This is a genomic window from Dolichospermum planctonicum (genome assembly GCF_005402965.1).
In the GTDB taxonomy this organism is placed as follows: domain Bacteria; phylum Cyanobacteriota; class Cyanobacteriia; order Cyanobacteriales; family Nostocaceae; genus Dolichospermum; species Dolichospermum planctonicum.
Genome location: NZ_BJCF01000071.1, coordinates 1 through 14405, shown reverse-complemented (window position 1 = coordinate 14405; position 14405 = coordinate 1). Strand labels below are relative to the sequence as shown.

11 protein-coding genes, 1 tRNA gene and 1 pseudogene are annotated in these 14405 nt (G+C 37.6%); 10 read left to right on the top strand and 3 right to left on the bottom strand.

The annotated features are described in order from the left end of the window. Positions 1 to 441: 441 nt before the first annotated feature. Positions 442 to 1578, bottom strand: a complete 1137-nt coding sequence (locus FFO06_RS19570) for a cob(I)yrinic acid a,c-diamide adenosyltransferase (RefSeq protein ID WP_137909528.1) — start codon at positions 1576 to 1578, stop codon at positions 442 to 444. 278 nt (positions 1579 to 1856) lie between these two features. Between FFO06_RS19570 and fraC the strand changes: the two genes are divergently transcribed. From fraC to FFO06_RS19545, 5 genes are all read left to right on the top strand, one after another. After that, on the top strand, positions 1857 to 2405 hold the full coding sequence (fraC, locus tag FFO06_RS19565; protein WP_137909527.1) for a filament integrity protein FraC: 549 nt from the start codon (positions 1857 to 1859) through the stop codon (positions 2403 to 2405). A 36-nt stretch (positions 2406 to 2441) separates the two neighbouring features. Continuing rightward, entirely contained in the window at positions 2442 to 3452 is a 1011-nt protein-coding gene (fraD, locus tag FFO06_RS19560) for a septal junction protein FraD (RefSeq protein ID WP_137909526.1), read from the top strand. A 117-nt stretch (positions 3453 to 3569) separates the two neighbouring features. Further along, positions 3570 to 4244, top strand: a complete 675-nt coding sequence (gene purN, locus FFO06_RS19555) for a phosphoribosylglycinamide formyltransferase (protein ID WP_137909525.1) — start codon at positions 3570 to 3572, stop codon at positions 4242 to 4244. A gap of 58 nt (positions 4245 to 4302) precedes the next feature. Then, positions 4303 to 5031, top strand: coding sequence for an HAD family hydrolase (locus FFO06_RS19550; RefSeq protein WP_137909524.1), 729 nt, complete (start codon positions 4303 to 4305; stop codon positions 5029 to 5031). A gap of 45 nt (positions 5032 to 5076) precedes the next feature. Then, positions 5077 to 5149: transfer RNA gene (locus FFO06_RS19545), tRNA-Ala, on the top strand. Between the two features lie 33 nt (positions 5150 to 5182). On the opposite strand, the gene cas12k is transcribed toward FFO06_RS19545, so the two are convergent. Beyond that, the gene (gene cas12k / locus FFO06_RS19540) at positions 5183 to 6913 is read right to left on the bottom strand and encodes a type V CRISPR-associated protein Cas12k (RefSeq protein WP_236097192.1); all 1731 of its coding nucleotides are present in this window, start codon (positions 6911 to 6913) and stop codon (positions 5183 to 5185) included. A gap of 127 nt (positions 6914 to 7040) precedes the next feature. Here cas12k and FFO06_RS21675 point away from each other — a divergent pair, with 127 nt between their 5' ends. The 4 genes and pseudogenes from FFO06_RS21675 to FFO06_RS19525 all read left to right on the top strand — a co-directional run. Continuing rightward, positions 7041 to 7214 carry a hypothetical protein gene (locus FFO06_RS21675; protein WP_190372791.1) on the top strand — a complete coding sequence of 58 codons (174 nt, stop codon included), beginning with the start codon at positions 7041 to 7043 and terminating at the stop codon, positions 7212 to 7214. A 175-nt stretch (positions 7215 to 7389) separates the two neighbouring features. Next, positions 7390 to 9411, top strand: coding sequence for a type I restriction-modification system subunit M (locus tag FFO06_RS19535; protein WP_137909523.1), 2022 nt, complete (start codon positions 7390 to 7392; stop codon positions 9409 to 9411). A gap of 9 nt (positions 9412 to 9420) precedes the next feature. After that, positions 9421 to 10335, top strand: coding sequence for a restriction endonuclease subunit S (locus tag FFO06_RS19530; protein WP_137909522.1), 915 nt, complete (start codon positions 9421 to 9423; stop codon positions 10333 to 10335). A gap of 33 nt (positions 10336 to 10368) precedes the next feature. Beyond that, positions 10369 to 10740, top strand: a pseudogene (locus FFO06_RS19525) (restriction endonuclease subunit S); the annotation flags it as partial. A gap of 209 nt (positions 10741 to 10949) precedes the next feature. Here FFO06_RS19525 and FFO06_RS19520 read toward each other — a convergent pair. Then, positions 10950 to 11894: an RpnC/YadD family protein gene (locus tag FFO06_RS19520; protein WP_137909520.1), complete on the bottom strand. Its 945-nt coding sequence runs from the start codon at positions 11892 to 11894 to the stop codon at positions 10950 to 10952. Between the two features lie 172 nt (positions 11895 to 12066). Between FFO06_RS19520 and FFO06_RS19515 the strand changes: the two genes are divergently transcribed. Further along, positions 12067 to 14361, top strand: a complete 2295-nt coding sequence (locus FFO06_RS19515) for a type I restriction endonuclease subunit R (protein WP_201275494.1) — start codon at positions 12067 to 12069, stop codon at positions 14359 to 14361. Positions 14362 to 14405: the final 44 nt, after the last annotated feature.

Genomic DNA, 14405 nt, shown 5'->3' with positions numbered 1-14405 from the left:
ATATTATCCTTCTCAAAACTATTTGTATTAGTTTACATCCTGTAAATCCTTAAATCCTGGATATCCTGATTCTGACAATAATCTTGCTAAAATTGCAGATACTGATTTAATAACTTGGTTAAATCAAGAAGATCATCAATAATCGTGATTTTTGGGTTGGTTTTTCTCAACCCAAATAAAAATATTACAGCAAGTTTAGCTTGAGTGAGGTACTTCTTATGCGGGCAAGAGGCCTGCACCACAAGAGTTTTATTATTAATGTCTGTTTATGCGGGCAAGATGCCCGCACCACAAGAGTTTTCTCATTAATGTCTGTTTATGCGGGCAAGATGCCCGCACCACAAGAGTTTTATCATTAATACCTGTAATTTATAATACTAGTAACTGCTGTATACCTTAAATAGAAATAGAACGGAGGGCGCAGACCCTGCGCCCCTAGAGTTAAAAATCAACCCCCCGCTTCAATTCCACGCCTTCATTTGCGTAATGTTTATGACAAAAAACCTCAGAATGAATACTGGCTAAATCAAAATAAGCCGGTTGATTTTGACAGCGACCGGTAATAATTACTTCTGTGTCGCGTGGTTTACGTAATAATGCTTGGACAATGGGATCAACAGGTAATAATTCTAAATCCACAGTGGGATTGAGTTCATCGAGAATGATAGTTTTATACACACCAGAAGCGATCGCCATTTTAGCAATTTCCCAACCTCTCTCCGCCTCTATATAGTCTAATTCTTGACGCGAATTACGCCAAACAATGGCATCCCGTCCACAACGTTGATGATCTACTACTTCTGGATAAGATTGCTGTAAAGCGGCTATAGCTGCATCTTCAGTATAGCCACTACCACCTTTTAACCACTGCATAATCAATACACGGTTAGAACCAGGATGATTGATACCTCTGCCAATAGCTTGTAAAGCTTTACCCAAGGCACTGGTAGATTTACCCTTTCCTGCACCTGTATAAATTTCAATGCCTTCAATAAACAGTTCTGCGGCTGTGGGGTGGTGGTGAGGTTTCATTTCCGAATGTAAGTCTGCAATATCTAATAATGGTTGTGGAGCAGCGCGTCCAGTCGTAATGATTTCTAATTCTTGGGGTTTAGATTTTAAAACATTTATGACCTCATTCACGCATAGCAAACCTAAATCTAAAACCGGGTTAATTTCATCTAGAACTACAACCGAGTATAAACCAGAAGCGATCGCACCTTTAGCTACATCCCAACCCCGTGTAGCCTCTGTGCGATCAAAAGGTGTAATTTGATCATGTCCGAAAAATTCGGCTCTTCCCGTGCGAACCTGGTCAATTAAATGGGGAAACCCGCGCTGTAAAGCCGCTATCGCTCCATCCTCATCATAATCCCGTTCTGGGCCCTTTAAAAACCGCAATAGTAACACCCGGCTAGAATCACTGGGTGTATTAATTCCCAAACCAATCGAGCGCAAAACCACCCCTAAAGCCGCTTGGGACTTACCTTTGCCCAAACCATCATAGACGTGAATTTGACCCGTAAGCCGCTCAGAACGCACTTGCGCTGTGCGAATACCGATACCGTTCCTTGTCATCTTTTGAAAAGCTATAAAGTGGTAATTCCTTATCTTAACGAAACCAGACTGAGGATGTGCGGTTTTTTGTTTACGTATTTAAATTAAAGGAATGTATTAATACTATCAAAATAAAAATCTTGATATACTCAGATCATAAATACCAAAACATGAGATAATTGCCCATTGTTAGTATTTTTTACAAGCAAAAAATCAGGTTTATCAACTCAGGTGGGTTTCGTCTGTGTAAACGCGGATTATAACCGCCCAAATGCTTCTAACTTAAACTTTTAACAAATATGTCCGACGAATTATCATTACCCATAATTTTGCCAATTGGGGCAATATTTTTTGAAACATTATTCTTACTGGCAGCCATTCCCCTAGAAGCTTCCGTTCTTAATAAATGGCTAAAGTTTGATAAGAAGACTAGCATTTTTTATGCAATTACCATTAATGTTTTTTCTAGTGTAATTGGCTGGATTATCTTTTTTGTGATCGAACCAATATTACCTACTACTATCAAATCAGAACTGATTAATTATGTATTTTTTAATAAGCTAAAAGATACTAGTATCAGTTCCCTGATAATTTTATTATCATTCACTATTTTTTTAGCGACTTTTATAGTTAAGTTCTTAATCATGAAAATGCTGATAATTGTGATGGATGAAGGTGGAACAAAAACAGAAACGGGAATCATTTCTTCACAACAAAGAGCAATTTATATGAATATAGCTAAATTGCAAAATACTAATTTAGTAATTACAACATTAATAGCTAATTCACTGAGTTATAGTGCCATAACCATCATCTTATTAATTCGCTCTCTGTATTCTGGAAGATGATCAATATTAATCACTTTATTAATTAGAGGTAATCCAATGGACTCATTATTTAAGGAAATACTGGGCATATTTCAATTTATTAAAGGTTTACTCGCAGGAGTGCAAAAATTTCTGACACCAGCGAAAGCATACTCGTGGCAGACATTTATTTATTTGAGTGTTTTTTCTTGGGGAATATCATATTTTGCTGTAGGATCTGTCAAAGATATTATTGCCTTTTGTGGTTGGCTATTTTTGTTAGCAGGAACAGCTTGGTATACCACCGATGATCCTTTAAGATTTCCCGGAACTTTTATGCCAGTCGGGGCAATAATTACAGGGTTCTTAGTTAGCGTCTTTGCCTTTGGACATCAGGAGAATATATTAACAGCTAAAACTATAGTTATTTGGCCAACAATATCTGCAATTGTTACGGCCATACCTAACTTCTTTGAAGGTACGGGAGGAAGATCCGCAAAAGCGAAACTGCCCAAATTACAAGACCGCCAAAAAATAATAGTTTTGTTATCTTGGTGTATGTTAATTAGTTGTTGGTTGCAGTTTTACTTCGTTATAGATAAGTGGTTAAAAGACTATCCTAGTTTACGTGCAGACAACTTTCAGAAAAGTGCCTTTGTAATTAGACTAGAACCACCTGCAAAAAAACCAAAAAATGGTGATCTGATTTTAAATAAAATTCAACCTTTAGTTAATCAAGAAATTGCCAATAAACCCTGGTCAGAAGTAGAAAAATGGTTACTAGAAGCTGATCAGCAGCTAAGGAATTTGGGGAAGAGAACAATTAATAATCACCTCAGTAAATCTCAAGAAAAACAACTATGGAGTGTTGAACCTCGTGTAGTTAATATCAAATCTGGATATCAACTAGATATTTTGACTGTTTGGAATGGACCTAGTGCCAATGCCAAAGGATTTTACTGGAAAAAATCTTGTTTTATTCAACCGTCTCAATCGGGACAACAGACAGATAATAAAAATGCAGTTGCTAAGATTTCTTGCGATCGCACAAGTAAATTTTTCATTGGTTCTCCCCCACCAAAAAAGTAACAAGACTAACCCAAAATAGAACAAAAGCAATAACTTCTTCCCTGTTAAGAGTTCCCTTGTCATAACGACAATTTTTAACGCCAACCTACTTACCAATGGGGTTTATGGTTTACTTTTATGACTTACGATTTGACAATAAATAATCATTCCAGTCTGATTTCTCCTGATATTTATAATTACCAAGTTTCATCTGATCAGCCTTTGCAAATAGGAATCATGGCTTCAGGAAATGGCAGTAATTTTGAAGTAATTGCTCAAGCTATTGCTGATGGTAAAATCAACGCCAAAATTCAAGTTTTAATCTACAATAATCCTGATGCTAAAGCAGCAATCAGGGCTGAAAAATGGGGTGTAGAATCTGTACTATTGAATCATCGTGATTATAAAAATCGAGAAAAGTTTGATAGTAAAATAGTCCAAATATTACAGCAGTATGATGTGAAATTCGTGATTATGGCGGGATGGATGCGATTAGTTACACAAGTGTTAATTGATGCTTTTCCCCAGCGGATGATTAATATTCATCCCAGTTTATTACCGAGTTTTAAGGGTGTACAAGCTGTGGAACAGGCTTTAGCAGCCAGAGTGAAAATCACTGGCTGTACTGTACATCTTGTTTCTTTAGAAGTTGACAGTGGAGAGATTTTAATCCAAGCGGCTGTTCCTGTTCTCCCAGAGGATACACCAGAAACTCTACACGCTAGAATTCAAGTGCAGGAACATCGGATTTTACCAATGGCCATTACTCTTTTAGATCCTACATTCTGCACTCAGCCATATTACAATCAGTAATTAGTGGCAGGAAAATGTATAGCAGGAGTCCCCAAATTTGGAGTTAGGAATTAGCGCGATGAGTTTAAAAGCAGTTCTATTTGATTTTAATGGTGTCATCATTAAAGATAGACAAATCCATATTCAACTAATAGATGAGATTCTCCTGGGGGAAAATCTCCAACTTCAACGAGTGCAAGAACGTCAAGCTTTTTTAGGGTTCGGCCATCGCGCTTACTTGCAAAACCTGCTGAAAAATCGTGGTCGGGTAGTCACAGAAGTTTATATGACTCAATTACTTACCCGCAAAGCTCAAGGTTATATTCTAGAATTGGAAAAGTTAGAAAAATTGCCTTTGTATCCCGGAATTGAAGACGTAATTTTTCAAATTCGTGACCATGATCTCAAATTGGGGTTAGTCAGTGATACTTTATCTTTAGAAGTAGAAACGGTGTTGACATCTGCTAAATTAACTGAATACTTTCCCGTGATTGTATCAGGGGATGATATCAACAGTCATAAACCTAACCCGGAAGGATATTTATTAGCAGTGGAACGGATGAATCAAGTATATCCAGAATTAAATCTACAACCTCACGAATGTTTAGTGATTGAACATACCCCAGTAGGTATTCAAGCAGCCAAAAAAGCCCAAATGCAGGTGGTAGGTGTAGCGAATACTTACCCGTTCCATATGTTGCAACGTCAAGCTAATTGGACAATTGATTATTTGATTGATTTGGATTTACAGCAGGTACAGGAAGTTTTTTTAAAAAAAGATGGGCAATTTATTGTTTCTGAATGCTAGAATAGAGTATGTGTATTAGAGATAAGAACTCATAAGCACGAATAAGGGGAATTAGCTCAGTTGGTAGAGTGCTGCGATCGCACCGCAGAGGTCAGGGGTTCGAGTCTCCTATTCTCCATTTGTTGTCGAATAACAAATTATTTGTCGTCGTTTATTCTTTGGCGTATTTTTGTTGAGCCTCCTTGTAACCAGGACATTTATTTTCGGCTCTAGATTGAATTTCACTACTGATTTGCTCCCGCATATCAGAGAGTTTTGGTAAAACAACACCACTAGCTTGATATTTTTGTGCGATCGCTATTATCCCATCAGCCAACAATCTATCCACATATTGCCCTAACTCTGATTCACCAAAAGAATTAAATTTATTTTGTTTTTGGGCTTTATGGCGTTCATGAGATAAGCGTTGCTGTTGTTGTCGCTGACGATTTAGTAAATTATAGTTTTCACCAAGTAATTGTTTAACACTCCGATAAGCTATAACCTCATTTTTGACAACATCTACCACCGCTACCGTCACTGGTTTTTTTAACCCAAAACTAACACCTATTAAGATTGAAGATTTACCTTGATAATTAGGTTTACTGGGACGAGGAAAAGAGTTATTAATTCGAGCTAGGGTTGATTGCTGACGAGTAATAAAGGCTTGTTGTTTATCATTGAGATCATCTTTCTGTTTTGTTTTAGTTAAAATTTCCGTAATTTTTGTAACTTTCTCCTCAACCACCTCTTTAGTTCCTTCACAAGTCATCATCCGAGTATCCAAAGAACAATAAAAATTAAGTTGATTTACTTTCCAATGTTCACCTTTTTCTTCACTTGGCAACCAAGAAATTCTGCCTGAGCGTAAAGTAAACAAACTGCTTGAATGTTGATTTTTACTATTGCGTTTAATTTCTTGATCCTCCAAAAAGCGTTGGAAATAATGCAAATGACGCTTATCGCAGTAAATCTCAAAAGTAAGTTTTCCCAAACCATTAAACCGCACAAAGAGACGATTATTATCATTTCTTAACCATGTCATATCCTCGTTAGATTCATAAGCTACAGGAAAAGGAACATTAGCAGTTTTTCTTAAAAGTGCTGCTTGCCATGCCTTTGCTTCATTTTCATTTTGCGGAACATTGAAAGTAGCAATTTTTAAAGTTTCTAACCATTCTTCTCCCGTCAAATCTCTACCTTTAGGAATGCGACTTTGGATCTGATCTTTTAAGCGTTCAATTTCAATTTCTTTTCTGCGCTTATTTCTGGTAAATTCTTCTGGGTTTTCATCTACTTCACTAATTTGACAGTTATTTTTAAGTAGATATGCAAGAGCGCAACGAGTAAAGGGATCTTCCGCGTCTTCGTAAGTGTTTAAAAGAATTTTGAAAATTGAAGATGTTTTATATTTTGGAGCTTTTTTAGTCTTTTTCCCCTTTTTCTGATGGTCATTTTCATCAGACTGAAGTGCAAATTTAGTTAAAAGTTCAGCAGCTTTAGTGCGAATTACTTCTAAACTACATTCACTCTCTTGCTCAAGTTCTTGATCACTTTTAAGCATTTTTAGCCAACGCTGTTTCCCTTCTATTTGGTTTTTTCTGCGTTTTTGCAAAGCAAACCAAGACTTATACAGATAATCCACTAAAGTAATCCCTGAAGTGTAAAAACGTCCAGGTTGTCCAGTAAAAAGTTCTTGAGTTTTGAGAGAATTACCCAGTTTTTTCAGTAATTCAGCAGGTATACTCCCTTTTTCTAGCCAGGTTTCAAATTCTGAGTGTTTTCCTATCTGTATCAATATTTCATTGATAAATGGTGTATTTTTTTCAGTCATCAATTCCCATAGTTGACGGAGGCTGCTTTCATCAGCAACTAAGCGACATTGAATTGTAATAACGCTCATAGTGTCTTTGATTTTTTTTACCTTCCCTAATTATAGCGCAATGACGTAATGACGCAATAGCGCAAATGATTTTTTTCTCAAAGACTGTGCAAAAATAAAAACCGCAAGCTAGGGCTTTAAAATTAGGATGACAGAAGAAACTAGAGAAGTGAGGGGAAGAGTCCCTAAAGACATAAAAATCGCCTTTGAAATTGCCTGTGCGCGGCTGGAAGTGACGCAAACTGCGGCTTTAGCAGAGGCCATAAAAGATTGGTTACAAAAAAAAGATTCCCCTAGTGGTGGTAAGTCACAGGGGAGTTAAAGGGTTATGCTTATAGTAAAGTGAGCGATCGCATCATCTCACAATTCCCAACAATCTCAGACATTCCACCATCCTCACCCTTGACATAGTGCCATTGCCAGTGCAATCTGTTTTAGTATTACGTTCCGCTTACCTGAAATGTGGATATAATAGGCAGATCAATAACAGACGCATAATGAAAGAACATCACCAACTCTCCAACTTCATTTGGCAAATTGCTGACTTGTTACGGGGTCCTTATCGGCCACCGCAATACGAGCGTGCAATGTTACCAATGACGGTGTTGCGTCGCTTTGACTGTGTGCTTGCTTCAACTAAACCCCAAGTATTAGCAGAATATCACAAACGGAAGGATACTTTTAAGGATGAAGCCCTGGATGCAATGCTTAACAAAGTAGCAAAGCAGCGTTTTCATAATCGTTCAGAACTAGATTTTCAGCAGCTTAAAGGTGATCCTGACAATATAGATCAACATCTTATTAGCTATATTAAAGGTTTCTCAAAAAACGTTTATGAAATTTTTGAGAAATTTGAATTTACTGCCGAAATTGAAAAGATGCGCGAGGCTAATATTCTTTATCTCGTAGTTTCTAAATTTTGTGATATTAATCTCCATCCTGATGCTGTTGATAATATCGGTATGGGGTTGTTATTTGAAGATCTAATTCGCAGATTTAATGAAGCAGCTAATGAAACAGCAGGTGATCACTTTACACCAAGAGAAGTGATTCGCTTAATGGTAGATATTTTGTTTGATCCTGATGATGATATTTTAACTCAACCAGGGATTATTCGCAAACTACTTGATCCCACTTGTGGTACTGGTGGAATGTTAGCAGAAGCCCAAACCTATTTACGTGAGAATCATTCAACTGCAACATTATATGTATTTGGGCAGGATTTTAACCCCCGTGCTTATGCTATTGCTGCTTCAGATTTATTATTAAAAAGTAATGAAAAAAGTGATGTTCGTTATGGTGATTCATTAATTAATGATCAATATTCTGGTGAACATTTTGATTATTTTTTAGCTAATCCCCCCTTTGGTGTGGACTGGAAAAGGCAACAAAAAGAAGTACAACAGGAAAGCGAAAAATTTGGTTTTGCTGGTAGGTTTGGCGCAGGTACACCACGAGTTAATGATGGTTCTTTGCTATTCTTACAGCACATGATTAGTAAGTTTGAGCCATATCAACCAGAAGCAGGGAAAAATGGCTCACGTTTGGCTATTGTTTTCAATGGTTCACCTTTGTTTACTGGTGGTGCAGGTAGTGGTGAAAGTGAAATTCGTAAATGGGTGATTGAAAATGACTGGTTAGAAGCGATTATAGCTTTACCAGAGCAAATGTTTTATAATACTGGAATTGGTACTTATATTTGGATTGTTACTAATCGCAAGCAAAAACACCGTAAAGGTAAGATTCAATTAATAGACTCTCGCTCTCGTTGGCTACCTATGCGCCGTAGTTTGGGCGATAAACGCCGTTATATGGGTGAAGAAGATATTGCGGCTGTGGTGCGGGACTATGGGGAATTTGAGGAAAGTGAAACCAGCAAGATTTTTGATAATGAAGATTTTGGTTATCATCGTGTTCCCATTGAAAGACCGTTACGTTTGCTCTACCAAATGGATGTGGAACGCAAAAGCAGATTTTTAGATGCTGTTCCTCACTTGTTAGATGATGTACAAGCAATAGATAGAGAATTAGGAAGAGAACCCCGTCCTAATTGGAGTGAGTTTGATAAGTTGATGAATGCTTTAATTAAGCAGCGTGGTAGTAAATGGAAAAAGGCAGAAAGTAAGCTGTTTAGAGATGTGTTTACAGAGCGTAATGTAGAATCTGAGAGAGTTATTTTCAAAGAACGTAAAGCAACTAATGAACCTAATGCCCGTGTTTGGGGTTGGTTTCGAGATGCTAAGGGCAAAATTGAGCGGATGTATGAGCCAGATACGCAATTAAGGGATTTTGAAAATATCTCTTTAACAAATGAAATTGTGGATTATTTTTGTCATGAGGTTGAACCGCACGTAAATGATGCTTGGGCAGATGGTGATAAAATTCGCAGTGCTTATGAGATTAATTTTAATCGGCATTTTTATAAGTACACTCCTCCGCGACCTTTGGCTGAAATTGATGCTGATATTAAGCAAATGGAAGAAGAGTTTATGAATTTGTTATCTGAGGTAATTTCTTGATTTTTGACGATGGATAAGACTAACTTTGATATTGAAAAATTATGGACAAATATTCCATTACACTGGTCTTTAGTACCTCTTAAGTATTTATGTTCCCAATCCGCACTTTACGGAGCAAACATCCCAGCCGATGCTTATTCCGAAAATGGAGTGAGATTTTTGAGAACCTCCGATATAAAAGAAGATGGAACTTTAGAGCCACAAGGTGTTTATGTTTCACCAGAATTAGTTGACAACTATATTCTAAATACACATGACTTGATTATTTCTCGAAGCGGAACAGTGGGTAGAGCTTTTGTCTACTCGGATAAATATGAACCTTGTGCATATGCAGGGTATTTAGTCAGATTTATTTTTAATTCTAGACAATCTCCAAAATATTACTTCTACATTACGAAGTCTCTACAGTTTCAACTATGGCTAGGCACTTCTGCTATAGAAGCAACAATTGGAAACGTGAATGGGGAAAAGTATGCGAATATTAAGCTACCTAATCCTCCTTTATCACAACAGATTGCGATCGCAAATTATCTTGATCATGAAACTGTCAAAATAGACAAACTCATTTCAGCTAAAGAACGTCTGCTTGATTTACTAACAGAAAAACGTCAATCCTTAATTACTAATGTTATCACTTGTGGGTTAAATCCTGATGTTCCTATGCGTGATTCTGGTATTGAATGGATTGGAAATATTCCACAACATTGGGAAGTAGAACACCTAAAATATCATATTGCCAAAATTGAGCAAGGTTGGTCCCCACAATGTGATAACTTTCCTGCTGATGAAGATGAATGGGGTGTTCTTAAAGTCGGTGCTGTCAATGCTTGGGAATTTAATCCTGACGAAAATAAACGTCTCCCTACGGATCTCAAACCACTCACAGAATACGAAATCAAACCTGGTGATATTCTCATCAGTTGAGCAAATACCACTGAATTAGTAGGAAGTGCTGCGCTAGTTGATCAAGTTCGTTCTAAGTTAATACTTTGTGATAAATTATATCGTTTAAAAATGTACGGGAATAGACTTTACCCTGAATATCTAGTTTTTTACTTGCGTTCAATAGCTGGACGATTTGAATTTGAATGTGATGCAACAGGCGCTAGTAATTCTATGCAAAATATTTCACAAGAGATAGTAACAAACCTTTGGATTCCAATTCCACCTATAGATGAACAAAATCAAATTGTTGATCACATCAAAGCTAACGTTTTAAAGCTAGATAATTTGACCGTTGCAGCAAAGCGCACTATCGAACTTTTACAGGAGCGTCGCACCGCACTAATTACAGCAGCAGTTACCGGACAAATTAGCATCAAAAAATAATCAACTTTATAGCCTATTAATCACAAACTTATCTGCGTGTATCTGCGTGTATCTGCGTTTATCTGCGTTTCATTTTCATCACCTCTACCTCACTAGAATCTAATTCACAAAATCAAAGATTTACAGAATGTGAAAATTGAAAAATTCATCATCCCGTAAATCCTGATATTGACATCAAAATAAATCAGCTTAGTCAGTGTAATTATTAACTATGATCGAGGAAATTTAGCCAATAATTCCTCACGAGATAATTGTAAAAGTAAAGGAGTAAATTCCTCCCTACTCATAGCAATTACTTGATCAATAATTGTGGCTAAATCTGCATCAACCTTACCAAAACGTACTTCTAGGATACTTTCAACCATAGCACGACGTTCTCTTTGAACACCTCGATCAATTCCTAGTAATTCTCCTTCTTGTCGTTCTTGTTTTTTAATCTCTTCCAACTGTTCTTGATAGATTTGTGATAATTTCATGATCAACTCCCGATCATCTTGATCAATATCTTGTTGTTGTTGTTGGCGTGCTGATAAAATGGCAATTAGGTCATGTACTAATTGTACAACATTGGACAAAGAAGAACTATTTGCCAATAGTGCTTCCAACTCTTCCACCGCTTGTCTTTGTACCTTTCCCCTACCTAATATTCTTAAAAACAGTGTTTCTGGTGTACTGGGTAGTTGATGAATGACAATAATAGCGGTTTTGAAAGATTTTCCTAAAAAATAAACTCCTTCACCCCATTGATTTTGATCCAAACTAGCATTAAAGCCTGATATGATATTTAACGATGCTGTAGGAGTAAAAATCCACAAATAGGGTAATTGTTCCTCATTTATTCGCGCATTATTGCGTTTTGCTTGCCGTTCTATATCAGCAACGATGTCAAATAATTTATTAATGCAACTGCGGATTTCACTGATGCTAACAGCATTGCGGAATGGCTCAAATATGGCATAACTAGCATAAGTCCCCATTTTCCCTAGCAGTCCTAGTGATTCTATCCTATCAGGAGATGGGGAGTTAGGAGTAAATAATACGTCAATTTGCCGAGCTTCTGAGGTAATATCTTTACTGGTTTCTACTTCACCATAGGGTGTTAATAGTTCTGTCAGATATTGTTTGGCAAATTCATCATGGATAAAACGAGTCATTCAGTGTTAATTTAGTTTAGAGAATGAAAAAGTTAATTTATAACTTTATTGCTGTTTAATTACCTTTCTAATTAATTATTAATATAATATCACAAAAATTTACATAAAAAGCAATTTTAAATAAATTTTCTATTGAAAAATCAAACCTAATTCAAGATCAAAAGAGGCGCAAATGAACATAGCTAGATATGGTGAAACAGCATTTGAAAGCGTGATTGAAAATCACCTTCTCAGTCATGGCTATGTGAAAATTACAGATAAATTTGATCGCACTCGCGCCCTATTTCCCAAGATAGCGATCGCATTTATCCAACAAACTCAACCCAAAGAGTGGAAAAAACTAGAAGCACTGCACAAAGAAAAAACAGGTGAACAAGTGCTAACAGACCTATGTAAATGGCTGGACAAATACGGCTTACTACATACCCTGCGTCATGGGTTTAAATGCTACGGTCGCACCCTGCGGATAGCTTACTTCAAAGCTGCTCACAAACTCAACTCAGACTTAGAAACCCGTTATGCTGCCAATTGTGTAGGTATCACCCGACAACTAGAATACAGTGAACGGGAAAAAAAACGTTCCCTTGACATCACCCTCAGTCTTAATGGTATTCCAGTTATCACCCTAGAGCTAAAGAATCCACTGACAGGGCAAACAGTAGAAAATGCCAAACAGCAATACTGTAAAGACCGTGACCCCAGAGAAACTATCTTTGAGTTTAAACGCCGTACCTTAGTACATTTTGCCGTTGATACCGAAGAAGTTTGGATGACAACACGCCTAGCGGCAGAAGCTACCCACTTTTTGCCCTTTAACAAAGGATACGATGGCGGGGCAGGTAATCCACCAGACACAGCAGGACGTAATTACCGCACAGCTTACCTGTGGGAAGAAGTTTTACAAAGGGATAGTTTACTTGATCTCCTAGCTCGGTTTCTGCATTTACAAACAGAAGAAAAACGAGACGATGATGGGCGCAAATTCAAAAAAGAAACCATGATATTTCCCCGCTATCATCAACTTCAGGCTGTGCGCTTACTCGTAGATGCGGCTAAGGGTGAAGGTGTAGGACAAAATTATTTAATTGAACATTCAGCCGGAAGCGGTAAAAGTAATACCATAGGCTGGCTGACTCATCGCCTTGCATCTTTATACAATGAACAAAACCAGCGTGTTTTTGATAGTGTCATAGTAATTAGCGATCGCCGCGTCCTTGACCAGCAATTACAAGACACCATTTATCAATTTGAACACCGTCAAGGGGTTGTAGAAAAAATTGACGATAACTCCCGACAGTTAGCGCAAGCCCTAGAAAGTGCCGTTCCCATCATCATCACCACCTTACAGAAATTCCCCTTTGTCACACGCCAATTAATCAAACTAGCAGAAGAACGCAACCAAGAAAGTAGCGGTATTTTGCCTACCCGTCGCTTTGCTGTGATTATAGATGAAGCACACAGTTCCCAATCAGGGGAAACCGTCACCGAGTTAAAAGGGGTATTAGGCGGACAAGCATTGCAAGCAGAAGCACGTAACCGCGCCCAAGAGGAAGGACTAGAACATTTAGAAGAACTTTTCCGCAATTTAGTTAAACGTTCCCATCAATCTAACTTGAGTTTCTTTGCTTTTACAGCCACACCAAAACATGAAACTCTCAAATTTTTTGGTCGTCAAGGAGAGCCTTTTCATCGCTACACCATGCGTCAAGCCATAGAAGAAGGCTTTATCCTAGATGTTTTGCGGAATTACACCACCTATAAAGTTTACTACAACCTAATTAAAGCCAGTAACAACGATCCCAACGTCGAACGCAAGAACGCAGCCCGTTCCCTAGCTCGTTTTATGCGTTTACACCCCCATAATATTGCCCAGAAGACAGAAATAATGGTGGAACACTTCAACACCTTTACCCGGCATAAAATTGGTGGTAGAGCCAAAGCAATGGTAGTAACTAGCTCTCGCTTAGAAGCAGTGCGCTACAAACAGAGTTTTGATAAATACATCACAGAAAAAGGCTATGCGATCAAAACGCTGGTAGCTTTTTCTGGTGTAGTCACAGACGACAAAATTCAAGACAAAACCTACAGTGAAGAGGAAATGAATCAAGGCATTCGAGAGAAAGAATTGCCAGAACAATTTGCTACTAATGAATATCAGGTTTTACTCGTAGCGGAAAAATATCAAACAGGCTTTGATCAACCCTTGCTACATACCATGTATATTGATAGGCGGCTGTCAGGTATTCAAGCAGTACAAACCCTTTCTCGACTTAATCGCATTCATCCCAGGAAAGAAGATACATTTGTCTTAGACTTTGTGAACGACTGCGAAGAAATTCGCCAAGCATTTCAGCAGTTTTATGAAGGGGCAGAATTAGCTTTATATCCCACATTCCGCACCCCAAACTGTCACAGAGGTAAATTACGTAGAGAAAAAATTAAAGAGAGCATCAAAACAAACATATAAAGTGAAAAAAGGCATTTGAGAAACAGTAAATCACCAAAAACGTC

Bases quoted from the DNA above. Each gene is read 5' to 3' on its own strand.
- FFO06_RS19570 (WP_137909528.1), bottom strand. From the start codon at position 1,578: ATGACAAGGAACGGTATCGGTATTCGCACAGCGCAAGTGCGTTCTGAG.
- fraC (WP_137909527.1), top strand. From the start codon at position 1,857: ATGTCCGACGAATTATCATTACCCATAATTTTGCCAATTGGGGCAATA.
- fraD (WP_137909526.1), top strand. From the start codon at position 2,442: ATGGACTCATTATTTAAGGAAATACTGGGCATATTTCAATTTATTAAA.
- purN (WP_137909525.1), top strand. From the start codon at position 3,570: ATGACTTACGATTTGACAATAAATAATCATTCCAGTCTGATTTCTCCT.
- FFO06_RS19550 (WP_137909524.1), top strand. From the start codon at position 4,303: ATGAGTTTAAAAGCAGTTCTATTTGATTTTAATGGTGTCATCATTAAA.
- cas12k (WP_236097192.1), bottom strand. From the start codon at position 6,913: ATGAGCGTTATTACAATTCAATGTCGCTTAGTTGCTGATGAAAGCAGC.
- FFO06_RS21675 (WP_190372791.1), top strand. From the start codon at position 7,041: ATGACAGAAGAAACTAGAGAAGTGAGGGGAAGAGTCCCTAAAGACATA.
- FFO06_RS19535 (WP_137909523.1), top strand. From the start codon at position 7,390: ATGAAAGAACATCACCAACTCTCCAACTTCATTTGGCAAATTGCTGAC.
- FFO06_RS19530 (WP_137909522.1), top strand. From the start codon at position 9,421: ATGGATAAGACTAACTTTGATATTGAAAAATTATGGACAAATATTCCA.
- FFO06_RS19520 (WP_137909520.1), bottom strand. From the start codon at position 11,894: ATGACTCGTTTTATCCATGATGAATTTGCCAAACAATATCTGACAGAA.
- FFO06_RS19515 (WP_201275494.1), top strand. From the start codon at position 12,067: ATGAACATAGCTAGATATGGTGAAACAGCATTTGAAAGCGTGATTGAA.